General features: G+C 58.8%; 16 protein-coding genes and 3 pseudogenes. 10 read left to right on the top strand and 9 right to left on the bottom strand.

Going from position 1 to position 23,296, the window contains the following annotated elements; genetic code table 11:
* Nucleotides 1-13 precede the first annotated feature (13 nt).
* Nucleotides 14-670 carry a GntR family transcriptional regulator gene (locus tag ACI3K3_RS07775; protein ID WP_404913035.1) on the bottom strand — a complete coding sequence of 219 codons (657 nt, stop codon included), beginning with the start codon at nt 668-670 and terminating at the stop codon, nt 14-16.
* Nucleotides 671-933: 263 nt separating this feature from the next.
* Between ACI3K3_RS07775 and ACI3K3_RS07770 the strand changes: the two genes are divergently transcribed.
* Nucleotides 934-2,169 (top strand): NAD(P)/FAD-dependent oxidoreductase, encoded by a 1,236-nt coding sequence (locus ACI3K3_RS07770; protein WP_404913034.1) that lies wholly within the window; start codon nt 934-936, stop codon nt 2,167-2,169.
* A 12-nt stretch (nt 2,170-2,181) separates the two neighbouring features.
* Nucleotides 2,182-3,375 (top strand): M24 family metallopeptidase, encoded by a 1,194-nt coding sequence (locus tag ACI3K3_RS07765; protein ID WP_404913033.1) that lies wholly within the window; start codon nt 2,182-2,184, stop codon nt 3,373-3,375.
* Here the strand turns inward: ACI3K3_RS07765 and ACI3K3_RS07760 are convergent.
* A complete protein-coding gene (locus ACI3K3_RS07760; RefSeq protein ID WP_404913032.1) occupies nt 3,372-5,153 on the bottom strand; it encodes an SLC13 family permease in 1,782 nt (593 codons plus the stop codon). The two genes, ACI3K3_RS07765 and ACI3K3_RS07760, sit on opposite strands and share 4 nt — an antisense overlap.
* Before the next feature lie 229 nt (nt 5,154-5,382).
* On the opposite strand from ACI3K3_RS07760, the gene ACI3K3_RS07755 reads away from it, so the two are divergent.
* The 6 genes and pseudogenes from ACI3K3_RS07755 to ACI3K3_RS07730 all read left to right on the top strand — a co-directional run.
* The gene (locus ACI3K3_RS07755; protein WP_404913031.1) at nt 5,383-7,044 is read left to right on the top strand and encodes a diguanylate cyclase; all 1,662 of its coding nucleotides are present in this window, start codon (nt 5,383-5,385) and stop codon (nt 7,042-7,044) included.
* An 82-nt stretch (nt 7,045-7,126) separates the two neighbouring features.
* Entirely contained in the window at nt 7,127-7,477 is a 351-nt protein-coding gene (locus tag ACI3K3_RS07750; protein ID WP_404913030.1) for a spore coat protein U domain-containing protein, read from the top strand.
* Between the two features lie 99 nt (nt 7,478-7,576).
* Nucleotides 7,577-8,545, top strand: coding sequence for a tyrosine-type recombinase/integrase (locus tag ACI3K3_RS07745; protein ID WP_404913029.1), 969 nt, complete (start codon nt 7,577-7,579; stop codon nt 8,543-8,545).
* A complete protein-coding gene (locus ACI3K3_RS07740) occupies nt 8,538-10,697 on the top strand; it encodes a tyrosine-type recombinase/integrase (RefSeq protein WP_404913028.1) in 2,160 nt (719 codons plus the stop codon). Before ACI3K3_RS07745 ends, ACI3K3_RS07740 begins: the two co-directional genes overlap by 8 nt.
* A 628-nt stretch (nt 10,698-11,325) precedes the next feature.
* A complete protein-coding gene (locus ACI3K3_RS07735; RefSeq protein ID WP_404913027.1) occupies nt 11,326-13,341 on the top strand; it encodes an ATP-binding protein in 2,016 nt (671 codons plus the stop codon).
* Between the two features lie 235 nt (nt 13,342-13,576).
* A pseudogene (locus ACI3K3_RS07730) lies at nt 13,577-14,005 on the top strand (transposase); the annotation flags it as partial.
* On the opposite strand, the pseudogene ACI3K3_RS07725 reads toward ACI3K3_RS07730, so the two are convergent.
* Nucleotides 13,987-14,094, bottom strand: a pseudogene (locus ACI3K3_RS07725) (IS5/IS1182 family transposase); the annotation flags it as partial. The pseudogenes ACI3K3_RS07730 and ACI3K3_RS07725 sit on opposite strands and share 19 nt — an antisense overlap.
* A gap of 16 nt (nt 14,095-14,110) precedes the next feature.
* Here ACI3K3_RS07725 and ACI3K3_RS07720 point away from each other — a divergent pair.
* Nucleotides 14,111-14,236, top strand: a pseudogene (locus ACI3K3_RS07720) (IS3 family transposase); the annotation flags it as partial.
* A 45-nt stretch (nt 14,237-14,281) separates the two neighbouring features.
* Here ACI3K3_RS07720 and ACI3K3_RS07715 read toward each other — a convergent pair.
* The 6 genes from ACI3K3_RS07715 to ACI3K3_RS07690 form a co-directional block, all read right to left on the bottom strand.
* Nucleotides 14,282-14,845 (bottom strand): hypothetical protein, encoded by a 564-nt coding sequence (locus ACI3K3_RS07715; RefSeq protein WP_404913026.1) that lies wholly within the window; start codon nt 14,843-14,845, stop codon nt 14,282-14,284.
* Nucleotides 14,839-16,515: a hypothetical protein gene (locus ACI3K3_RS07710; RefSeq protein ID WP_404913025.1), complete on the bottom strand. Its 1,677-nt coding sequence runs from the start codon at nt 16,513-16,515 to the stop codon at nt 14,839-14,841. Before ACI3K3_RS07710 ends, ACI3K3_RS07715 begins: the two co-directional genes overlap by 7 nt.
* 292 nt (nt 16,516-16,807) lie before the next feature.
* Complete coding sequence (locus tag ACI3K3_RS07705) at nt 16,808-18,202, bottom strand: HlyD family type I secretion periplasmic adaptor subunit (RefSeq protein ID WP_404913024.1); 1,395 nt, start codon at nt 18,200-18,202, stop codon at nt 16,808-16,810.
* Complete coding sequence (locus ACI3K3_RS07700) at nt 18,199-20,349, bottom strand: type I secretion system permease/ATPase (RefSeq protein WP_404913023.1); 2,151 nt, start codon at nt 20,347-20,349, stop codon at nt 18,199-18,201. The genes ACI3K3_RS07705 and ACI3K3_RS07700 overlap by 4 nt, the downstream gene beginning before the upstream one ends.
* Nucleotides 20,350-20,369: 20 nt before the next feature.
* Nucleotides 20,370-21,902 carry a TolC family protein gene (locus ACI3K3_RS07695; RefSeq protein WP_404913022.1) on the bottom strand — a complete coding sequence of 511 codons (1,533 nt, stop codon included), beginning with the start codon at nt 21,900-21,902 and terminating at the stop codon, nt 20,370-20,372.
* Nucleotides 21,903-22,430: 528 nt separating this feature from the next.
* The gene (locus ACI3K3_RS07690; RefSeq protein WP_404913021.1) at nt 22,431-22,556 is read right to left on the bottom strand and encodes a hypothetical protein; all 126 of its coding nucleotides are present in this window, start codon (nt 22,554-22,556) and stop codon (nt 22,431-22,433) included.
* A gap of 434 nt (nt 22,557-22,990) precedes the next feature.
* On the opposite strand from ACI3K3_RS07690, the gene ACI3K3_RS07685 reads away from it, so the two are divergent.
* Complete coding sequence (locus ACI3K3_RS07685) at nt 22,991-23,281, top strand: HigA family addiction module antitoxin (RefSeq protein ID WP_404913020.1); 291 nt, start codon at nt 22,991-22,993, stop codon at nt 23,279-23,281.
* The last annotated feature ends 15 nt before the right edge of the window (nt 23,282-23,296 follow it).

Here is a 23,296-nt window from a genome sequence, read left to right as displayed (position 1 = left end):
TGGTTATATTGTCTCAGCCTGACTGGCTGGCGGTAAAATGAGCGCGCAAGTCGTCGAGCGTGCTGGCGATGTGCTGGGTGAGCATGGTCTGCACCTTGGCCGCGTCTCCGGTAAGCCAGGTGTCGAGCAGTTCACGGTGTTCGGTATGGGCGCGGTCGCCACGGCCCGCAGGTTCGAGGTGCGCGATCACGTAGCGCTCCGCGAGCACTTCGAGGCGCTCGACGAGCTGCGTGGTGAGCAGGCGCTTGCCGGGGCGCACCAGTGCGACGTGATATTCGCGGTTGCGCACGGCGACATCGCTGAGGTTGTCCTTGGCGGCGGCGTCCAGAACCTCGAAAGCGTTGACGGCGGCCTTGCGATCGTTCTCGTCGGCAACCGTGCAGGCATAGGCTGCCGCTGCCGGTTCGATGGCCAGGCGCAGGAGGTAGATTTCCTCTGCCTGGTCGCTCGACATCGGGCGGACGAACCAACCCCGGTTGGCCTGGCTGGTCAGCAGGCCTTCGTGTTCGAGCCGGGCGAGTGCCTCGCGCAAGGGAATCTTGCTGACGCCGAGTTCGGCTGCCAGTGCATCCTGCCTCACCGGCTCCATCACGGGGAGCTTTCCTTCGACGATCCTTTCGCGGATCACGTCGAAAATGCGTTCGGCAAGGGTGCGGACGACGATTGTCACCAGTGTATCTCCATAAACGTCTCGAGGGCGCACAGCGCCTCCGATCTAACGTATACGGTAGATGATCGTAAAACGTGCTGCAATCCGACCTTTTCTGATCCGCTATTGCGTTTTTTTAATCGCAGGCCGTCACCACGCTGGCGAACCGAAGCGCTGCCAATGCTGTGGATCGAGACGGTCATGTGAAGTGCGAAGCCTTGTGAAGACGGGCGGTGATTGATATATGGTATACGATATAGTCTGACTTATGCAACGGAGTTTTTGTGAGGTCCATTGGAATCGTCGGTGGCGGAGTGGTCGGGCTCTGCACGGGCATCGCCTTGCTCGAAGCCGGACATCAGGTCGCGATTGTCGATGACGACATGGAAGGCCAGGCGGCATCCTGGGGTAATGCGGGCCATATCGCGGTGGAACAGGTGGAGCCGCTCGCCTCGATGGAGATGGTTCGCAGCCTGTCCCGGCGCCTGTTCCTGCGCGGCGGACCGCTGGGCTTTCCGCCGTCGGCCGTAGCCGAATGGGTGCCGTTCGGCCTGCGTCTCCTGAGTGCTGCCCGCCCCGCGCGGTTTCGCAAGGGCTGCGAGGCTCTGTCGCCCCTGCTTGCGGAGTCGATGCCGGCGTGGATTTCGCTGGTCGAACGGATCGGTGCGCCCGATCTTCTCAAGCAGAATGGCCACTTCGTGCTTTGGCACGGAGAGCGGGCCGCGCGCGAGGGGCTGGCCTCATGGATGGCTGCCGAAACCGGCAGCGCTCAGGTTCATGCCGCGAGCGATGCGGAACGTGCGATGCTCGCCGGGCTGGGCAGGGAGCCTGTGGCCGGCGCGATCCGCTTTTCGGGCAGCGGCCAAATCGCGGATCTCGGCGAGTTGCGGCAGGCTCTCAGGAATGCGTTCACCGAACGCGGCGGCGCCATGGTGGCGCAGCGCGGGGAACTGCGCGTGGCTGGCGGACGTGTCGAAATCGCCGGAGTCGACGCAGAGCAGGTGCTGGTCTGCGCCGGGGTGCGTTCGCGAGAACTGATGGAACATCTCGGCCACAAGGTTCCGATGATCGCAGAGCGCGGTTACCATATTCGCGCCGATGCCAACCACCTAGCGGGAAAGCATTGGCCAGCCGACCTTCCGCCGGTGGTGTTCGAGGAGCGATCGATGATCGTCACCCGCTATCGGAACGAGGTGCAGGCCGCCAGCTTCGTCGAACTCGGCAAGGTCGATGCTCCCGCCGACTCGCGCAAGTGGGAGCGGCTGGAGCGGCACGTTGCCGAATTGGGCCTGCCGATCGAAGGGCCGTTCCGTCGCTGGATGGGCTGCCGCCCCACCTTGCCGGACTACCTGCCCGCTATCGGACGCTCGACTAGGGCATCGAATCTCTTCTATGCCTTCGGGCATCAGCACCTCGGGCTCACTCTCGCGCCGATCACGGCGCGATTGGTGGCATCGATGGTCGGGGGTGAGCAGCCTGAACTGCCGCTCGCTCCCTTCGATATCCAGCGTTTTGCATAAAGGAATACAAGGATGATTGGCGGATCGACCGCAGAGATCGAACTGGCCGGCCTCACCGCCTGGGCTGATCGCGCCCCGGCCATTGCCGTGGCCGAGCGCGAGGCGCGGATGACGCGGGCCCAGGAACTGACCGAAAGGCTCGGCGCCGATGCCCTGCTGGTGAATGCGGGCGCTTCGCTGCGCTATTTCTCGGGCCTGCCCTGGGGCCAGACCGAGCGTCTCGTCGCCATGCTGCTGGTGCCGGGCCGCAAGCCGGTGATGATCTGCCCCCATTTCGAGATCGGCACGCTGGAAGCGGACCTGGCAATCGCGGTGGACATTCGCTCGTGGCAGGAAGACGAAGACCCGGTGGCCCTGGTGACGCAGGTTCTGGCGGAACTGGGCGTGAAGACCCTGGCGATCGATCCGGAACTGCCCTTCCACTTCGCGGAACGCGTGCGTCAGGGCGGCTCGGCCGCGCTCCTGGATGCGATGCCGGTGATCAAGCAGTGCCGCATGGTCAAGTCGGCCGCAGAACTGGCGCTGATGCAACAGGCCAAGAACATGACGCTGCTGGTTCATCAGGCAGCGGCGCGCATCCTGCGTCCCGGCATTCGCCAGAGTGAGGTGGTGCACTTCATCGATGCCGCGCACCGCAAGCTCGGCGCCAGCGGATCGAGCTTCTGCATCGTCCAGTTCGGAGAGGCGACCGCCTATCCCCACGGACTTCCGGGCGACCGCGAGCTTCAGGAGGGCCAACTCGTGCTGGTCGATACCGGCTGCACGATCCAGGGCTATCACTCGGATATCACGCGCACTTATGCCTTTGGCGAGGTCTCGCAGGATATCCGCCGGATCTGGGATATCGAGAAGGAGGCCCAGCAGGCCGCCTTCGACGCCTGCCGACCGGGCGAACCGTGCGAGGCGGTGGACTATGCCGCGCGCGCGGTTCTGGACAAAGCGGGACTGGGGCCGGACTACGCTCTGCCGGGCCTGCCGCATCGCACCGGCCACGGCATCGGTCTCTCGATCCATGAGCCCGCCTATCTGGTGCGCGGCGACAAGACTCCGCTGGAGCCGGGCATGTGCTTTTCGAACGAGCCGATGATCGTCGTTCCGAAGCAATTCGGCGTGCGACTGGAAGACCATATGTTCGTGACCGAAACCGGCGCGCAGTGGTTCACCAAGCCGCAAGTCTCGATCGATCGGCCGTTTCCGGAAGCCTAAAGCGGCCAGCAGTACATGATGAGCGGCGTCCCTATCAGCAGCACCAGCACCGATAGGGGCGCCCCGAGGCGGGCGTAGTCGCCAAAGCGATAGCCGCCCGGTCCCATCACCAGGGTATTGCACTGATGCCCGATCGGCGTGAGGAAATCACAGCCCGCGCCGATCGCGGTCGCCATCAGGAAAGCGTCCGGCCGATAGCCGAGATCGGTGGCGAACACCGCGGCGATCGGCGCCACGACCAGCACGGTCGCCGCGTTGTTGAGGAACGGCGTTACCGCCATCGACGCGGCCAGAACCATGGCGACCGCGCCCCATGGCGGCATGTCGCGCGCCAGCCTGGCCAGTTCGGTGGCAAGAATGTCCGAGGCGCCTGTCGTCTGGAGCGTCTCGCTGACCGGGATGAGCGCGCCCAGCATGATGAGGATGGGCCATTCGACGGCCTCGTAAGCGTCGTTCACCGGCAAGGCCCCGGTGATGATCACCGCACCCGCCGCAGCGAAAAAGGCCACGGCCACCGGGACCAGCCCGGTCGCGGTGGTGATCATCGCCGCCGCCAGGATCGCCAGTGCCAGCCAGCTGCTGCGGTTCATGCCGAGACGGATCGATCGTTGCGCCAGCGGCAGCACGCCGAGTTGCCGCAGGCGTCCCGGCATCTCTCCCAGCACGCCCTGGAGGACGATCACGTCTCCCGCGCCGATGACGATATTGCCGGGCTTGTTGCGCAGGATTTCTCCTCTGCGGGAGATGGCCACGAGGCGAAGGCCGAGCCGCTCCTTGAGCATCAGGCGGCCTGCCGTGCTGCCCACGAAGGCCGATTCGCTGCTCACCACTCCTTCGATCACGCCGATCTCGTCCCGCGCGCGGTTGTTGTCGGCAGCGGCCTCTTCTTCCTCGTCATCGTCGAGCGTCAGCTGCGAGCCGGCGATGGCGCGTTCCAGAGCATCGGGCTCGCCGGAGAGGATCAGGACGTCGCCCTGGACGATGTGCATCTCGGGATGAACGTGGCCGCTGAGGCCGGAGCGCAGGACGGCGTTGACTTCGATTTCGTTGTCGTGGCTGGCAAGGAATGCCTCGATGGTTTCCCCGATGGCGTTGGAATGCTCTCCGACCGTGGCCTCGGTGGTATAGTCGGAGATGTTCAGCGCCTCGCCCATGGTCGCGGCAGCGCGTCGGTCTGCCGGCACCAGCCGGTAGCCTATGCGCAGGAATATGAGGCCTACCGCCAGCATCCCAAGGCCGGTCGGCAGGTAATCGAACATCGCGAAGGGCTGGCCCGTCATTTCCTCGCGAACGCGGCTGACGATGATGTTCGGTGACGTGCCGATCATCGTCGTCAGCCCGCCGAGCAGCGAGGCGAAGGCCATGGGCATCAGGAAGCGCGAGGGATTGGCGCCGCTGCGGCGCGCCAGTTGCGATGCGGCGGGCATCATCATCGCCAGTGCCCCGATGTTCTTGATCAGGCCGGACACGACGCCGACCGATCCGGTCAGCACAAGCAGTTGCGATCCCGGCCTGCGAACCCACTGGCTGATCCAGTTCACGGCACGCTCGACCAGCCCGGTCCGCTGCACGGCAGCGGAAAGCACCAGCGCCGAGGCGATGATGATGACGATATCGTCCGAAAACCCGGAGAACGCCTTTTCGGGCGGCACCAGCCCGAGGCTCAAGGCGGCCAGAAGGGCGATGATCGCGGTAACGTCGTAGCGAAAACGACCCCAGATGAAGAGAAGCATCATTCCGCACAGGGTGGCGATGGAAAGCCACTGGTTCAGGGTCATCTCGTCTCGCTCTGGCTGGCCGGTTGTCCGGTACGAAAGTTAAATGCACGAGTGGCTTGCAGGTGCCGTCAAGAATACGCGAAGTGTTCCCGTCGCTGCTGATTTCTCACCAGCTCGGTAACCTTGTTGAACTAGGGGTTGTGCCATAGGTCGCAGCGCAATGGATTGCGAATCGCCGCCTTTACGCCTTTTTGCCAAGGTTCTGGTTCTTCTCTGCGCAATGATGTGCATGGGATGGCCCGGCGCTGGCCTTGCCGAAGTGTTGAGGATCGGCCGGCCCCTCTGCCATTCGGTAAGCGCGGTCGTCGCTGGAAAGGATGCCGTTCCCGCTCGTTTCAAGTGCGAGGGCGATCCCGAGGGATACCAGAAAGGTACGCTCTGGCTTCGTGCGGCGCTGCCGTCCGGAAGGGACGGACAGGATGATCTGTCGTTGATCGTGCACAGTTCGCGGTTCGATCGGCTCCTCGTGACTTTCTCCTATGCGGATGGCGCACGAGAGCAGCAGGACGTGCGCAGCGGCGATTTCGGTACCCACTGGCGCGCCGGCGGCCAGCTGGCCTTTCGCGCGCCGCACCGCGACGTTCCCCTGACCGGCGTAACGATGCGTTTCGACAAGGTGGCGAGTGCCGACCTGTTGCGAATGCGGCTGGTAGGTCGCGGCGAGGAAAGCACGCAGACGACGGGCCTGGCGACCTCCATCGGCGCCGCGCTGGTGCTGCTGCTGGCAGGGGCGATCTATAACGCCTCGCTCGCCGTGGCGGTGCGGCGCCAGTTCTCGGCCTGGCAGGCGGCCTGGGCGGCCTGCATGATCGCCTGGGGTGCGTGCTGGTCGCAGCTTCACCTGTTCTTCTTCCCCGGAATGGCCGGCGCGCTGTCCGCGCAGATCTGCACGGGGCTGTCCTGCCTTGCCATCGCGCTGGCCACCCTGAGCGCCGTCACCGCGCTCGATGCGGGGAGTGTCAGCCCCTGGCTGCGACGCACCGCGCTGGGCTTGACGGCGATCGTCGTGGCGCTCGGCGTGCCGCTGTCGATGATGCGATCCGGACCGTTCGCAGCGCTCGGCGCCGTGCTCGGAATAGTCTTGCTGGCGAACCTCGTGGCGGTGGCCTGCTGCATTGCTCAGGCCTGGCGACGTGGAAGCCCCGAGGCTCGCAGTTTCGCAGGCGCCTGGGCCGTGCCGATGGTCGTGCTGGCATCCACCGAGTTCTTCGATGCCGATCGCATGTTCTGGGGCGGAGGGTCGCAAATCCTCGTGCTCTTCGCGGCCGCCTGGCAGACGCTCTGGCTTTCGGTGGCCGCTTCCCGTTCCCACGCCAGGCTGCGGATCGAACGGGACATGGCGCGTCGTGCCGAGGCACAGGCGCAGGAACTGGCGCGCCGCGATGCGCTGACCGGCCTTCCCAACCGGCGCGGCTTCATGGAGAAGGTCGGTTCCGTGCTGGAAAGGGCGCGGGAACGGGGCGAGGTGGTCGCTCTCCTGCTGATCGACGTGGACTGGTTCAAGTCGATAAACGACGTCTACGGCCATGATGCGGGTGACGTGGTGCTGGCCGCCATCGCGCGCCGCATCGCGCCGCACGAGGACCGGAACTGCACCGTGGCCCGGCTGGGCGGCGAGGAGTTCGCAGTGATGATCGCGGGGCTGGAAGGTTACGATCTGGTGCGGTTCGGCGATGCGCTTCGTCAGCAGATCGCGGCCTGCGACCATGGAGACATCGTGGGGCATCGCAAGGTGACCGTCAGCATAGGCATAGCGGAAGCCTTGAACGGCGCCGAGTTCCGTTCGCTCTATCGGCTGGCCGACGAGGCGCTCTACGAGGCGAAACGGCAGGGGCGCGATCAGGTGGCCATTCGCCTGCTGGACGAGAAGGCTGCGATGGAAGCTCTCTGAAGCAAGTGCTACGCCCGTATCCGGAAAACCCGAAAGCGCCGGGCGACCACATTCTCAAGGTCTTTCCGCTAGATGCGGCCTTATGGACAAAGACCTTCCTTCCTTTCGCCGGATATCCGTTGGAGCCGTGACGGTTCTGGCCACGGCGCTCGCATTCCTGGCGCCGAGCCGCAGCATCGCCGCCACGGCCACGGCCCCCATGGCGGTGACTGCCACGGTGCAGTCCGCCTGCATCGTCGCGGTTACCCCGCTGGCCTTCGGGACTTATGATCCGACATCCGGCTCGGTCAAGGACGGGGCCAGCACAGTGACGGTCACCTGCACCAGCGGAACCTCCTTCACCGTCGGCCTCAATGCCGGATCGACCAGTGGTGCCACCGTTACCACGCGCCAGATGATCAACGGCAGCAATCGGCTCAACTATGCGCTCTAGTAAGTTAGGTGGAATGCCTGCAGTCATGGTATGCTCGGCGGGCGGAGGAACGCCATGCGGTTTGCCCCATCGTTGCAAATACCTCTTGTCCGGTATCCCTTGCTGGCCGAATGGCTCGAACTGCTCGGCAACCTTGGCCGCGCTCCGGCAACACTCGATGCCTATGCCCGAGGGGTCAGCCATTTCCTGGCGTATTGTGAAGTCGTAGGTGTCGCCGCGTCCACGGCCACACTCCCGGATCTCGCGCACTATATTCGATCATTGTCGGAGGGGGCGGAGCGCATCGCCAATGCTTCGCTGCACCAACGGCTGAGTGCCATTCGACTGTGGTATGACCATCTGATCTACCAAGGCTTGCGCTCCAACAATCCGCTGCCCCGCGGACATTTATCGGTTGCGCGACATATATCCGAGCATGCCGGCTTCAGCCGCGGACTTGTTCCCCGCCTCGTCAAGCTTCCCTCCGTTCCTACTGATCCGCAATGGGAGCGCATTCTTGCTGTTGCCGCCTGCGACACTGTGCGCAATCGGCTGATGCTGGCGCTAGGCTATTATGGGGCGCTACGTCGCCAGGAACTGACATCGTTGCGCATCAGCGATCTCGATTTCGCGCATAGATTGGTGACGCTGCGTGCCGAGACGACGAAGAGCAAGCGGGCGCGGATCGTCGCCTACAGTCCCCAGGTCGCGCCAATGCTGACCTTTCACCTTCATGCTCTCGCGCGGATCGATGGTCGGGCCAGCCCGCTGTTTCGCTCAGACTCGGATCGTAATCGCGGCGCACCACTATCGATCTGGTCGTGGAGCAAGATTGTTGCCCGTTGGGCCAACCATGCCAAGGTTGAAAATTTCAGCACGCACAGCCTGCGGCACTTACGCCTCACGCACCTGGCACGGGCGGGCTGGCGCCTCCATGAACTTTCCTCCTATGCTGGCCATGCCGATCCTAAGACGACTATGGTCTATCTGCATATTGCCGGCGCCGATCTCTCGCAGCGCATGGCCCGGTCAATCGGTCACATTGATGCGCGAGTTGGCACTTGCCTGTTCGGTCCATTCCATGACTGACGTCGCATTTAACAATGTCTATGCCGCGTTTGATCCATCGCCCTATGGCCTTGTGGGCGCACTGACGGATGACGAGATTGCGGCTCTGCATCGTCGGCGAAAAACGCCCTTTGTGGACTTCGAGCGCTCGGCGCCACGTCTTGTCGCTCCACTGCTGGCAATCGCGCAGTGGGGAGACGTGTCCGAGGCCAAACGCGAAGCAAGCATCATGGCCATCATGGAAGCGGTAGTGCGCGAGAAACTTGCCTACTGGCAATGGGATAAGGCGGCGTGGCTCGCCGTGCTCGAACGGACAACAGGATCACGCCCGTTCCTTACAGCTATCGCTTATCACCTTGGGGGTCTTCGCGAGGTGAGAAACCTCGCCACTTTCCGCCATTCTGGTGTGTATGCCCGAGCAATCTTCGGCACCGGCATCTTCTGGCGTGAGCACAAGAGGCTCGCGTCAACATTATGTTCGCTTGGCTATGCGCAACGAACGCTCGACATGTTCCTCGCCAGTGTGCTCGGGCATCTCATGCTCGAGAACGGAGATCCCCGGTTGGAGACCTTCACGGTCGATCTCCTGCAAAAAGGGCAAGGTAGCCGAAATGGCGGCGTGGCGCGCGCGGTCGGCAAAGTTTCGAATGGGCTGGCCGCCCTGGGCATTATCGAAACCCCGCTGCGCATGCGCAGCTACGTGGGATGGAAGGACAAGAGCAACGAAGGTGTGCCGAAGGAGTGGGCACAATGGTGCGCTCGCTGGCGCGACACATCAACCTTGCGCCCTAGAACCCGCGAAACGAACTACGGGTTTGTCCTTCGCGTTGGCCTGTGGCTGGCGAAAGAGCAGCCACAAATTCAGTCGCCGGCGGACTGGGACGCATCGACGTGCGCGATCTTTCTTGCTGCTGTGGACCGGATGACCGTGGGCGAATGGTCGCTCGATTCCGCACCGCAGCGCAGGGCCAAAACGCATGGGATGCCGATCGCCGCCAATTCCAAGCGGACGTTCCTCCACGCGATGCGGCGCTTTTTCATCGACATTGAACTTTGGGGATGGATCTCGCTGCGGTTCAGCCCCCGTTACCACTTAGCGACGCCCAAGGCGGTAACTTTCAACAGCGGCGTCAAACCGCGCGTGATCGATGAAGCCATGTGGCTGCGGCTGATCTGGGCCAGCCTCAATCTCGAACAGGACGACCTTCTATCCGAACAATGGTATCCTTTAGCATTGATCCGGGCTCTCGCTGTTGTTTGGACGCATTGCGGCCTCCGACAAAATGAGGTGGTGCGACTCGCATTGGGTTGCGCCAAGGCGCAGGCCGATGACATCGTTAACGAAGACGGCAGTACCGTAACGGCGGGTACGCTGTGTTATCTCGAGGTTCCCGCCAGTAAGACCTTTCGCGCCTATGTGAAGCCGGTCTCTGCTGTTGTAAAAGAACGCATTGATGCCTGGGCAGCGCAGCGTCCTGCTGACCAGGCGCCGCTCCTCGACGAACGAACCGGCGAGCGCGTCAATTTCCTGTTCCAGTACCGCGGTCGCCGGGTGGGCGTATCGCTGATGAACAAGACGATCATCCCGATGCTGTGTGCGAAGGCCGGACTACCGGCGAGCGACAGCATGGGGCCGATAACCAGCCATCGCGGCCGGGCCTCGGCCTTGACCGCGCTCGCCAGCGTTCCCAAGGGCATGTCACTGATCGAGCTCATGGAGTGGTCGGGGCATACTTCACCTACCTCGACGATGCACTACATCCGGGTGCGGCCTACGCGTTTGGCAGCCTCTTTCGCACAAGCCGATCACATGGCGCATATGGTGGCTGTCCTCTTCGATCATGACGCCATCGCGCGCAAATCAGACGAGCCCTATGCTTTCTACGATCTAGGCGATTCCTACTGCTCAAATCCCTTCTGGAGCGCATGCCCGCATCGGATGGCATGTGCGGGGTGTGATTTCAATGTTCCTAAGGCAAGTGCTCGGGCTCAAGCTCTGGAAAGCCAAGCCTCGATCCGCCGCTATCTCGAGGAGGTTCCTCTGAGCGTTGAAGAGCGTTCGATAGTTGAAGGAGATGCAGAGAAAATCGCCGCATTCATTGGGAAGCTGAATCACGTAGCTACGCCAGACGGTCGCACCCCCGCCCAGATAGATTTGCAGCGGCGCCACTAACAGTAGGTTTAAACCGCGCCGGGATTGGGGTGGTTCAGAGTGATCATTGCCTCCTGCCGGGTTTGGCGATAAGATCGAAGGACTCCTGGGAGACTTCTCACCCATTGGAGGTTTTGGCGCTAGTCTCCAAAGAGGCGAACGTGGGCGGTGAGGACTTTGGCGATTGCCGCCGCCCTACCATGGACGATAGGCGCAACATGAAAAATAATTCAAACGTACGCTGACACAGTTGACCGCGAAGTACGGCTTGCTCATGTTTCCCTAAAGCCAACAGACCCGCAGGATTTACAGCACTCTCCACGATAGCAACGGCGCGTCACCGCACGATTTAGCCGCACCTGTCGAAAAAAGCGCGTCTTTCGACAAGCCAATGGCAGCGCCTGCCGGAGCCAGGCAGCAGCGGACGTTCGCTCACGCTGGAACCAGTCTTTCTAGAGATGGACATCTGCCGGCTGATTACGCGCCCATGTCCGCTGTTCGAAACTCGTGAAATCCATCGTTCTTACCCTTCTCGATCGGGGTCGAATAAGCTACCTCCTCGGCGGTTGGGCCTCCGTTATACCTGGCGCAGCCCATGATTGTGGTGATGTCGAAATCTCTTTAGGGGTTTAAGGACGTGGGAGATTTCATGCCAGCGAGCACAACTGAAGAGTTTGAGTTTAGCTTGGCCGGCCGCGTGCGAAACTTAGGTTTTGCTCCGTCCCCCTTGAACGCGCTTTTTCCGCTGTTCGAAGCGATCGCTAACGCGTTGCACGCAATCGAAGCTCGATGGGATCGCGATGCCTCGCGCGACGGCCGCATCGTTGTGAAGGTACTGCGTGGAGATGGCGGAGACGAGAATCCCCCGGTGTTGGGCTTTGTCGTCGAAGACAATGGAGTTGGCTTGAACTCTGACAATTGGAAAGCTTTTCGCACTGCTGACACCGCTAGCAAGATCAATCGCGGTGGTAAGGGCGTCGGCCGGTTATCTTGGCTCAAAGTGTTTAAAAACACAAGCGTGGCCAGTAGTTTTTCTCAAGGTTCGGAAGTTCTATACCGGACGTTTGACTTCGCTCTTAAGGAATCGACTTCCACCCCCCTGCATAACCATTCAATCAGTTCTGGTAGTGACGCGTCGAAAATCGGAACAAGAATTCACTTAGAGCCTTATGTTGACGCTTATAGCGTCCATTGTCCTCGTAAAATTGAAACGATAGCGGCTCAGATCATCGGTCACTTCCTTAGAAACTTCGCCAGCTACGAAGTGCCGAGCTTCATACTTATCGACGGCCACGAGAGAATTAATCTGCTGGATTTCTACAGCGAGAACGTGGAATCCGAAGTAGAGGAAACACTGTCAGTGGAAATTGCTGACGGCGCCGACCCAATCGTAGTTGATGTCTACCACATTCTCCTGAAAAAGGGTTTGCGCCTCCATGAAGGCGCTAAGCATTGGTGCTTATATGTTGGTGATGGAAGAGTAGTCAAAGACGAAAAGATTGATAATCAACTTGGTGTTGGATACGTTGGCGAGAATGGCGATTGCGTGTATATCGGCTTAGTGGCCGGAGATTACCTCAGTAGTCATGTAAATCAGGAGAGGACGAATTTCACCTTCTCCGATAGCGACTATCGCACTCTGCATGCCTCGACGGTAGTAGCGGCTAAGTTGCATCTTGCGCCATATATCGACGCAGTGCGGGCTAAACAGTCGGAGACGACTTTACGTGTTATTAGGGAAAACCCACAATTTCTTGCTATCGCGAATGATGTTCCGGCGTTCGTAGAAGAATACCTTTCTCTTAACGCTAAATCAGAAGAAGACATATACCTTGAGCTCGCTCGGCAACGTCGGCGCAAACAGAGGGAAACTAAGCGCGAGATCAGGGCTCTTTCTAACACAGACGGTGAAGATATTGATGAGCGTGTCCAAAAGCTTGCCAGCGCAATCAATATGGATAAAAAGGCTTCGTTAGCGGAGTATGTTATCAAGAGAAAAGAAATCCTTGATCTTCTTGATAGCTCTTTGGCTTATGCTGATCCGCAATCAAGAAATTATCTGAGAGAGGAGATCGTTCACGATCTAATTATACCTATCCGATCGGATGGAGAATCACTCGATTATGAAGATCACAATCTTTGGGTTCTTGACGATCGCCTTGCATTTTATTCTTATCTCAAATCAGACAAGCCGTTTAATACCTTCCTTACTGACACCGAAAGTCGGCGGGAGCCGGACGTGGCGGTTGTTTTCGATCGGTCGCTTGCTTTCGATAGGGAGGGGACGGATGAGCCGATCGTGATCGTGGAGTTCAAGCGGCCCGGCCGGACTGCCTATTCCCATGATGATAATCCGGTAACTCAAGTCCTCGAGTATGTTAATATAATGCGCAACGGAGGCGCTTTCAAAGATCGTACTGGACGTATTCGAAAGCCTATCCCTTTAAGCACCCGGTTTATCTGCTTTGTAATTGCCGATTTCACACCAAAACTGCTGGAAATGGTGTCGATATCTATTGCTCAGAATAAGAGCGCTGATGGCGAAGGATATTTCGGATTTTCTCCCATCCACAACGCGGTTGTAGAGGTGCTGCCTTACAACAAGCTTCTCCATGATGCGCGCTTGAGAAATGAAGCATTTTTCGCTAAACTCGGTCTTACCTGAGCCAAGTGTCGGTTCTCCCTAATAAGCGGCTTCTGAAATGGCGAAAACCGTCGGCCCTTCACCCTGTCCGGAGTATGCCGAGCGGGAGTACGAGGAATCTGCCAAAATCGACGCATCGGCGAGCTGGGCAGGTCGTGTCCCACGGGGTGGTGTAGGAAGGTTTTCCTGAGAAGGGTGGCCACCGTCGATCTTCTGGCAGGGTTCGGATGCGAACTCGAACCTGGAGAAGAAGACGATGACCGACGACAGAATGGCCCTTGTTGAGCTGATTGAGCAAGGGGCTGACAGTGATTTGGTGCGCGAGATGCTGGCTTTTGCCGCTGAGCGCATGATGGATATGGAGATTGAGGCGAAGACCGGGGTTCCTGCCGGTGCTCGTAGTGCAGCCCGGCTCAACCACCGTAACGGCTATCGCGAGCGTGGTTGGGACACCCGCGCTGGCCGGATTGATCTGGCAATCCCGAAGCTGCGCAAGGGCAGTTACTTCCCGAGTTTCCTGGAGCCGCGCCGGACCGCCGAGAAAGCTTTGGCAGCGGTAATTCAGGAGGCTTATGTGCACGGGATCTCGACTCCTTCGGTCGATGATCTGGTCAATGCGATGGGCGCCAGCGGCGTATCGAAGAGCCAGGTCAGTCGTCTGGTTGCACCCTTGTCACAACGACTACGGCGAAGCGACGCCACCAGCGGTCCGCGAAAAACCTCGAAGTCTACGACAGCGGACAGGCGCTCCAGCGGGTCGCCCGCCGCGCTCAACCCATCATATCGGTCCGAAACCCCTGCGGCCTTCGCCGCTGAACTGCATAAGCAATGGCCTCCTTCGCTACGCCCTACGGGCTCCGCTGCGCAGGCCATTGCTCAACCCGCGCTCATGCGCAACAAAGCTGCCCGGCTCTAATCCGCGCTGGTGGAAACCAGGGGGTCACGTCAAACTCGATCGATGTTAGACGTCGACTTTAAGTTGAGATTTAATGATCTTTAGCGCTTCAACGACAGGATCATCTGCGTTGCAGTTATCAGTTCGTAAAACAGAAATTGGCGTGGGGAGCGCGTAAACAATTTCGATAGCAGCGTGCTCATCTGCTGCGCATACAAATGTATTATTTATTCCGTCATTCACACTTTTTTTATTTTCGCTAGATGCTATGATGATATTAAAAACGTTTGAGCGAAGTGCGTCAAATTTTTCAATGCTAAGCTCTGCTTTCTTGCTGTATGTTGTCGTCCATTTGCTGTTGACATAGGAGGCTATAGTCAAAACCAAACTTGCCTTCTGACTATCAATGCGTCGGAAATTCCAAATTTCAGCAGTTTTTTTACGAGAATTCATCGATATTGATCTGAGCATGTCAGGTTCTGATGTATCACGGGTCTCGATGTGCAAGTCCCTTGCTATTTCTCGATCCCAGGTTAGTGAGCCGTGTGCAAGGCAGCCATTAGAATAAAATATTGTTGTGATTAACAAAATAAATTGGCTTGCCTGCCGAAATGAAAATGGCCTTACCATGACGATTCCTTCCGAAAGGATTCACTTAAAACGGCTCCGGATGTCAGCGGCGATCCCGCAAAGTGATCTCTATTTTCTGAATAATCGCTTAATTCCGACCCGGCCTCAAAGGTGGACATAGCGCTTGCTATATTTCCTGCAGCCAACAAGACATTAGCCGGCGCCGAGTCGGTTGATACATCACTTTTACGCGCCCAAATAACGTCGAGCGAAGTATCTGAGAAAGATTTTCCATCGCTAACACGTACAGTTATTGTCGACCTTGACATAGCATTAGGTGCTGTTGCGTTAACATACAACTGGCCGTTTGTAATTGACCATGAACTACCACTAGCGTAACCTTGCTTGTCGATTATGCTATAGGTGAGGGCATCACCGTCAAGGTCTGCAGCTGCTATAAGCCCCAATGAACCGCCACGGAATGTGCTTTTAGCATAATACTCGCTCAAAGATATCAAATATGGCTTGGTATTGGCGGAGGTCATTATACTCGACATCGAAAATGACTGGCCTCCAATGTTTACCTGCTCTATTGGATTAGATGCGTAGTCGATTGCTGGCATGATGACTACGTTTGTAAGGTCGCCTATTGAAGGATCGGAGATATTATTACTATTTATCCCTAATTCAACCCACCCATTATCAAGCCTAACCACCAGCTGGCTTCTATTAAAAGATGCTCCGAAATCGATAGTATCATATCCTTGATCGTCAAATATAGCTACTCTGCCTTCGCCTCCAATAATGCTATACGTGTCATCACCAAATCCACCATCGAGTACGCTAGCCGAAAAAGAGGAGGATATGTAATCATTTCCAGCATATCCTTCTATAAATGCACCTCGATAACCGGGAGTCATGCTTAAAGGCTCTCCAGCCGCCGTGCCGCTGATGCCTTGGATGACACCTCCGTCCACAAATGTAGCTAGATCTATTTCCTTCTTATTAGCTAGCCTCGCGATTTTAGAAGCTGCGCGATCATATACCGTGGTATGCCCTGCTTCATTCGTTCCAAATCGTGAGTAGTCGGCGTCTAGCGTAGTTCCATCTCCTTCCAGCATATGAAATAACTCGTGCAATAGAGTTGTATTCAGGCGCTCATTCACACCAGATCCGATTTTATTGGGATCAACTTTGATCGTATGGTAGGCATTTGGTTGCCCATCACCGTCAATGTCTACTCCGCCGGAACGAATTCCTCCATATAATCCATAATTATTGCCTATGGCAGTATCGCCAGCAATATTTAGGTAGCGTCCGTTTGCAGCAGCCGAGACTAGGTCTGCTGTTAGTTCGGCCACGAACGTTGTTAATAGATTTCGTTGGCTATCGCTTTTGATTTGCTGGACAGATGCCATGAGGCTTCCGTCAAGAGCTGATGTGATGACAGAGAAAAAATTCGCGAACGTTTTTTGGACGTCTCTTCCGTTTAAATTTGTGAAAACGACAGTTAAGGTAGATCCTTCTACATTGACTACTAATTTCACAGAATCATTAGGAGCAAGCGGCTTTATATCTGTCTTCAGTCCGGAGGACGTCGTAATTTGCCGAGATTGACCGGTGCCCATGTTTCTATGAACGGCACTCACGGACCAGGAGGGTACTACGCCGGTTGCGCTACCATCTATTCTGTGAGCGGTTACAGTTATTACCTCGTCTTCAGCAGCCATTGCAATCTCCTAGAGTTTCAAAAGATTTGATTTCTAGAGTTCCCTCCCTACTTGAGAAACGCTCAATATTAAGGTGCTTATAAGATAGCTTGCAGCGGTTCTCGAACCCGATTCTTATGCTTAAGGAATGCATTCGCGAATAGTCCCGCAGCGATGGGACCGCCCATGAAGCTGGTTCTGCTCGCGCAGGCCTGCAGCGTCAGAAGAACTCTGACTGCGGCGACACCGGCGACAAGCCGGCATCTCACGCTCGTGTTTTGCGATGCCATACGACTTTCGCTGAAGCTTAACCTCACTGCTCTCGCCCTGCCTGCTGGATGCTCTTTTGAAGCGGACTGAAAAGGTACGATATAATTCGTCTTGTCCCAGTTTTGACGTCCACCGTTGCTGCCAGACCAGGAGTTAGCGCGTACCGAGAACCGTTCGCGTTAATAAAGTTTCTCGCCAGCGTGATGGTGGCAATGTAGACAAGCCCTAAATCTTTATCCTGGACGGCATCCCGACTAATCGAGCGCACTCTTCCCGGTACAGTGCCATAACGCGTGAATGGGAACGCTTCTAGTTTTACAGCGGCATCCTGTCCGGCGCGGACAAAACCCACATCTTTATTGAGAATTTTTACTTCGACTTCAATTCCGCCTCGGCTAGGAACGACTGCCATCAGCGGCTTTGCCGCTTCCACGACACCGCCCACAGTATGAGCGTCCAACTGCTGCACAGTACCGTCGACCGGCGAAACAAGACGCTGAAACCGGCTCATTTGCCGCGCTTTGGTCACTTCCTCGTGTCGTAAGATGGCGTCGGCCTCTGCCTTGGCGAGATCTGCCAGTGCGGTATGACGCGCCTGTTCGCGCGCCTCACGGCTTTGCTGCTCGAGTTTCCCAGCTTCAGCAAGTCCACGACTAATCTGAGTGACTGCCACATCCCGATCGCCAGCTTCCTGGCGCCTCTGCCTTTGCAATTCCAAAAGGCGCTGGCCCGGTGCATATCCTTTGGCATCAAGCCAGCTCATACGTTCGATCTGTCGGTCGAGAATAGGAACAGTATCCGACAGCCTGGCCACCTGCGCACGCGCCGATTCCGCATCCGAAAGCGCCGAGCGACGGGCAGAGGACAGGCTGGCCGTAGTCGCCTCGATTTCCGCGAGTTGTGCTGCGATCAAACGGCGCTGGGTCTCGGCAATCTCGGGAGACGTTCCAGGCGGCGCTACAAAGTGAAGCCCTTTACCGGAAAAGGCATCGGCAATGGCGCGATTGCGGGCAATGTCCAGCTCCGCCGAAGCCAGCGCCTTCTCGGCCTGGGCAAGGTCTGCCCCTGTAAGCGTGGGGTCAAGGTCGAGCAGCGCCTGGCCCTTATGCACCACGTCGCCGTTCCGGACGTAGATCGTCCTGACGACGCCCTGTCCCGGCGACTGGACAAGCTTGGTGTTCCCGGTCGGGATGAGACTTCCTGGCGCCGAGGCCACGACATCCACCCGCCCGAACACCGTCCAAGCAATCGTGATGGCAAGGCCGCCTAGCAGCACCCATGCCGTGACCCGCGCGGTCGGCGACACCGGACGCTCTGCGACTTCGAGCGCTGCCGGCAGAAAATCGGCCTCCCGCGTCGGAACAAAATTCTTCGCCCGCTCCTTCTCGGCCCGCAGCGCCTCGCGCAGCACGTCCCAATGATGGCCCCAGGCGCTCATGCGACGATCCCTCCGCTCTGTCGGCGGTGCAGGTCGGCATAGCGACCGTTCACCCGTAGAAGCTCTTCGTGGTTGCCGCGCTCGACGATCCGGCCTGCTTCAAGGGCGATAAGGGTATCGCATTGCCGGACGGCAGAGAGACGATGGGCGATGATGATCACGGTACGTCCCGCCGCCATCGCCTTGAGGTTGCGCTGGATGATCTCTTCGCTCTCGGCATCGAGAGCGCTGGTGGCCTCATCAAGAATGAGGATGCGCGGCTGATTGACGAGGGCACGTGCAATCGCGAGACGCTGCCGCTGCCCGCCGGACAGATTGGTGCCGCGCTCCTCGACAAGCGTATCGTAGCCTTGCGGCAGCTTGACGATGAATTCATGTGCGCCGGCAAGCTCAGCCGCGGCCATGACCTTCTCGATCGGCATGGCCGGATTGGAGAGCGCAATGTTTTCCCGGATCGTCCGGCTGAACAGGAGGTTCTCCTGCAGCACGACACCGATCTGACGCCGCAGCCAGGCCGGGTCAATTTGGGCGATATCGACCCCATCGATCGTAACCCGGCCTGCGGCCGGCACGTAGAGACGCTGCAAAAGCTTGGTGAGCGTCGATTTGCCCGAGCCGGACGACCCGACGATGCCCAGCGTTGAACCGGCAGGCACGATCAGATCGATATCATCAAGCGTCCAGGGACCGTCCAGACCATAGCGGAACTTGACGCCCTCGAAGGCGACGGCGCCTTTGAGCTGCGGTAGTGCGACGCGGCTACCCGTGCCGGGCTCGACGGGCTGGTTCAGCACGTCGCCGAGGCGCTCGATGGCAATGCGCACCTGCTGGAAGTCCTGCCAGAGCTGGGCCATGCGGATGACCGGACCTGACACCCTCTGGGCGAACATATTGAAGGCGACGAGAGCGCCGACCGTCATGTCCTTGTCGATCACCGCGCGCGCACCGAAATAGAGGATCAGCACCATGTTGATCTTGGAGATCAGCTGGATCAGCTGGCTGCCGGTATTCCCGAGATTGATGACCTTTTGCGATGCGAAGCTGTAGCCGGCGAGCTGGCGCTCCCAGCGATCCTGCCATTGCGGTTCCACGGCGCCAGACTTGACGGTCTGGATGCCGCCGATGCTCTCGATGAGCAGGGCATTATTAGCCGCCGAGCGTTCGAACTTCTCCTCGATCCGCGCGCGCAGCGGTCCCGTGATGAAAACGGCGACAGCGATGTAGCAAGGAATTGTCAGAACGGTAATGAGGAATAGCTGGGTCGAGTAAAACCACATTACGATCAGGAAGATGACCGTAAAGATCGGATCGATGAGGACCGTCAGCGAGGCGTTGGTGAGAAACTCGCGGATCGTCTCCAGTTGGCGCACGCGCATGGCGATGTTGCCGACGCGCCTCGCCTCGAAGTACGACAGGTTGAGCCCGAGGAGATGTCGGAAAAGCTTTGCACCAAGCTCGACGTCGATCTTCTGGCTCGTCTCGGAATAGAGGCGGGTGCGCAGCCATCCGAAGGCGGTCTCCCAGACCGACACGACGCCGAACCCGATCACCAGGATGGTTAGGGTGTCGAGGGTATTGTGGACCAGCACCTTGTCGATGACGTTCTGGAAGAACAGCGGTGAGGCGAGCCCTAGCAGGTTTATCCCGAGCGTGACTAGCAGGACCTCGCCTATCAGGCGGCGATACTTGACGATCTGGGGAATGAACCATGTCACGTCGAAAGCCCGGCTGACACCGCCGACGCCTTCGCGGGTAGTAAGGAGCAGAAGTTCGCCCAACCACATGGCCTCGAGCGCATCCCGGTCGATCTTCATGATCTGAGGCTGCATGCCGTCCGCCGCATGGCAGGGTGGCTGGATCAGCACTTCATCTTTCGCTGCGCGGGCGATCACGAACCACCCTGCAGGACCGTTGGCGAGCGCTGGAAGCGGCATTTGACGAAGCTTGTCGAAGGTGGCGCGCAGCGACTTGGCGCGCACTTCGTCTTGCCGCTTGGCAAGCCGCTTCAGATCGTCGGCATCGATGGCGCGGTCATGACCGAGGCTATGGCGCAGTTGCTGCGGATCTACAGCGATCCGGTGGAGCGCGAGGACCGTCGCGAATGCGAACAGGCCGCTATCGTCGCGCGAAAGCGTAGCGTCTGCCAACTCAGAATTATGCATATCATTCATTGGTTGGCCCCCGTTGAAACGTTCAGGTCAGAGGTTGCGGGGGCGCTTGTGGCGAGTGGGCGCTCTCGTGCAAACGTCGGAGGCGCGAGGACGGGTTCGGGCGCAGCGCTGTCGGGCATCGAGAGGGGCTGGGGCTGGGGCTTGCTGCCAGGCGCGGCGATGCTGTCTATCGCGCGCACGGCAACGCCCCATGGTACGCCGCTGCGGTTCTCAGCCCTCCGAGTATAGGCGGCAGGGTCATAGGTCGCGGCGCCTTGAACTAGGCGTCCCGCCTCAAGTTGGCCAAGTTGTCGAAGCAGGTAGGCCTGCGCGACATAGCTGTCGCGCTCGCTCGTCAGTACGGCGATTTCCGTCTCGCGAAGGGAATTCTGTGCGTAGAGCACGTCGAAGGTCGAGCGCAGGCCCTCACGGTATTCCTCGAACGTGCCGTCATAATAGACCCGCGCGGCCTTCAACTGGACATTTTGGGTTGCGACGTTGCGCTCGGCGGTGATCCACTGGTTCCAGGCATTGATGATAGTTTGCGCCACCTGCCGCCGGGTTGCGACGATACGCAGACGATCGGCGCTTTCGCGGTTTTGGGCCTGAGCCACCATGGAGCGGATACGCCCCCCGGCGATCAGCGGGATCTTAAGCGTCGCCCGCCCGGTGAAGGTCACGTCCTGATCGCGGTGGTGGAAAGGTACGGCCTCGCCGTTCGTGCCGGCCACACCCTGCAGCGACAGGCTGGGGCGACCTTCGGCTTTGGCGACTGCGATCTGCGCCTGCGATGCCTTGTCCTGCGCGATGGCTTGCCGAAGGTCCGGGTTCGCTTCCTCCGCACCCGCAAAAGCCTCATCGATCGTCTGCGGCAATCCCGGCAGAGCCGGGGGCTGGGCCAGGATGCCGGGTTCTCTTCCGACGATAGTAGCAAAAGTCGCGCGACTGGATTCAAGCTCAGCCAAAGCACCGTCGAGCTGGACCTGGGCCGCTTGCAGCTGGGTCTCTGCCTGCGCTATATCGGTTCGGGTCAGTTCACCTGCTTCGCGTCTTGCCGCCACTTCGTCGAGCATCTTGGCGAGGACTTCGACGTTGGTCTTGCGGATGGCGACGACTCGCTTGTTTCGGCGCACATCGCTATACGCGGCAATCAGGTTGACCAGCATGTCGCCTTCGTCGCCGCGCAAGGCCTCCCGCCCCGCATCGATGCTTGCGCGAGCGCCGGCGACAGCGTTACTGACCCGGCCCCCGGTATAGAGCGGTTGCTCGGCAATGAGGCTGGAGGCAAGGCTGTGATGTTCGATGGTGGGATCGTTGAGCCGGTCGACAAGGGGCCGGGAAGCTTGCGTCGCGCGCCCCGGCAGCGTCAGGTCATACTGACCCGAAACCTGAAGGTCGATGGTGATCCGTGCTCGGGCGAGTGCGAGGCCAAGTTCGTCATCGGTTGCGCGCAGATCGTAGCGGGTAGCGGCAAGCGAGGGATTGGAGACATAGGCTTGCACGATGGCTGCTGCGAGGCTGTCGTTGGGTTGTTGGTCACCTGTGGCCATGGTGTCAGTCGTCACTGGCAAGTCGAATCCGGCCAAAGCGATGGACGCGCGCATTCCTCTCCCAGAAGCCGCATGGAGCCCCTGGAATGGCACGAGCAGAACTGTGGCAAACGCAACTTTGCCGTACATACGAAGATACATGGTAACGAGGACTGCCCATCCGCCAAGCCGAGCAAACCACAATAGAATCGCTCAGGCACGTGGTCGCATCTGCCTGAGCGTGGGTGACGCGCTTTTCGAAAGCGCGACGTCAGCGGCTAATTAGCCGTCGAGAAGGCGCTGGCGGCTGACTCGCCGCTCGCGAAACAACGCGAGCTCAGCATTGCGATCATAATACGCGATCTTCATACCCCCCCCCCGAATACTCCAGTCGATCAACGACTGCCATGTTTTAATGGCAGGGTTCAGTCGAAATGTAACAATTTTTTTGCACCTGTTACGAAGGCTTGCAGAAAATTAATCGTGAGGTTCCGAAGTAACCACAGCGTGTTGATTGCCACTGACCCGGGAATCGAGGAAACATACAAGCTAGACCAAGCATGCAATCGCCTGAGTACTGTAGACGCGTTCGATGAAGACCGAGAGTCGCTCGGCGACATCGGCAAAGGTCTCGTAGCCGGTGATGTAAACCTCCTCAATTTTCAGCGTCTTCATAAAGCTTCGGCTTCCTCGTTGGTGAGCTTCCCCCGATCGAATAGCGTCAGCCACAGATGGATGAGATGGGCGGACATGTTGCATTTCCGCTGAACATCCGTTCGGCCGATCACTCCCGCTCGGATATTGCTTCCCGTTTCATTACACGTAACACCGATGCATAATTATCGGATTTCGACATAAGGGACTTGAAACTTTTTGTGGAACCGGATCGACGCGTGGTATCCAAGACAATCATGCTCAGAAAATTCGCAAAATCCTCGGATTATTGGAAGTTCAGGTGGTCTGGATGACCTGCCATTTCCATCCTTAAAGTTGCCCTCTCAAGGCAACTTGAATGGCCAATGGTCGATTTGGTGAATAGTAATTGGCGCATTACATTCCGCTTTGTCGGTCCGATGCTGAACTTGTAGATTATCAGGGCTATTGAGGACATGACCATGATGCAAAATCCTCCCCATCCCGGCAAAACTCTCAAGGACGAAGTGATCGCGCCTTTGGGTTTGTCTGTCACCGAGGCGGCAGAACGGCTTGCAATGTCGCGAGTTGCTTTGTCGCGAGTGCTGAACGGGAAGGCTGGCATCAGCCCCGACTTGGCGCTGCGGCTTGAGCAGGCGGGGGTTAGCACCGCGCGCGCTTGGGTGGCATTGCAGGCCAACTATGATCTTTGGTGCGCGAGGCAGCATCAACAGCCGCCAGTGAGAGCCTTGCGGGACGCAGCCTGAAGGCAATCCCGTCCC

The sequence above is a fragment of the Novosphingobium sp. ZW T3_23 genome, assembly GCF_044987305.1.
Classification (GTDB): domain Bacteria; phylum Pseudomonadota; class Alphaproteobacteria; order Sphingomonadales; family Sphingomonadaceae; genus Novosphingobium.
The sequence above is the reverse complement of the archived record's forward strand: the minus strand, read 5'-3'. Positions and strand labels throughout refer to the sequence as shown.

Excerpts from the sequence above, each read along its gene's own strand:
- ACI3K3_RS07765 (WP_404913033.1), top strand. The coding sequence starts at position 2,182 with ATGATTGGCGGATCGACCGCAGAGATCGAACTGGCCGGCCTCACCGCC.
- ACI3K3_RS07760 (WP_404913032.1), bottom strand. The coding sequence starts at position 5,153 with ATGACCCTGAACCAGTGGCTTTCCATCGCCACCCTGTGCGGAATGATG.
- ACI3K3_RS07755 (WP_404913031.1), top strand. The coding sequence starts at position 5,383 with ATGGGATGGCCCGGCGCTGGCCTTGCCGAAGTGTTGAGGATCGGCCGG.
- ACI3K3_RS07750 (WP_404913030.1), top strand. The coding sequence starts at position 7,127 with ATGGACAAAGACCTTCCTTCCTTTCGCCGGATATCCGTTGGAGCCGTG.
- ACI3K3_RS07740 (WP_404913028.1), top strand. The coding sequence starts at position 8,538 with ATGACTGACGTCGCATTTAACAATGTCTATGCCGCGTTTGATCCATCG.
- ACI3K3_RS07735 (WP_404913027.1), top strand. The coding sequence starts at position 11,326 with ATGCCAGCGAGCACAACTGAAGAGTTTGAGTTTAGCTTGGCCGGCCGC.
- ACI3K3_RS07715 (WP_404913026.1), bottom strand. The coding sequence starts at position 14,845 with ATGGTAAGGCCATTTTCATTTCGGCAGGCAAGCCAATTTATTTTGTTA.
- ACI3K3_RS07710 (WP_404913025.1), bottom strand. The coding sequence starts at position 16,515 with ATGGCTGCTGAAGACGAGGTAATAACTGTAACCGCTCACAGAATAGAT.
- ACI3K3_RS07705 (WP_404913024.1), bottom strand. The coding sequence starts at position 18,202 with ATGAGCGCCTGGGGCCATCATTGGGACGTGCTGCGCGAGGCGCTGCGG.
- ACI3K3_RS07695 (WP_404913022.1), bottom strand. The coding sequence starts at position 21,902 with ATGGCCACAGGTGACCAACAACCCAACGACAGCCTCGCAGCAGCCATC.
- ACI3K3_RS07690 (WP_404913021.1), bottom strand. The coding sequence starts at position 22,556 with ATGAAGACGCTGAAAATTGAGGAGGTTTACATCACCGGCTACGAGACC.
- ACI3K3_RS07685 (WP_404913020.1), top strand. The coding sequence starts at position 22,991 with ATGACCATGATGCAAAATCCTCCCCATCCCGGCAAAACTCTCAAGGAC.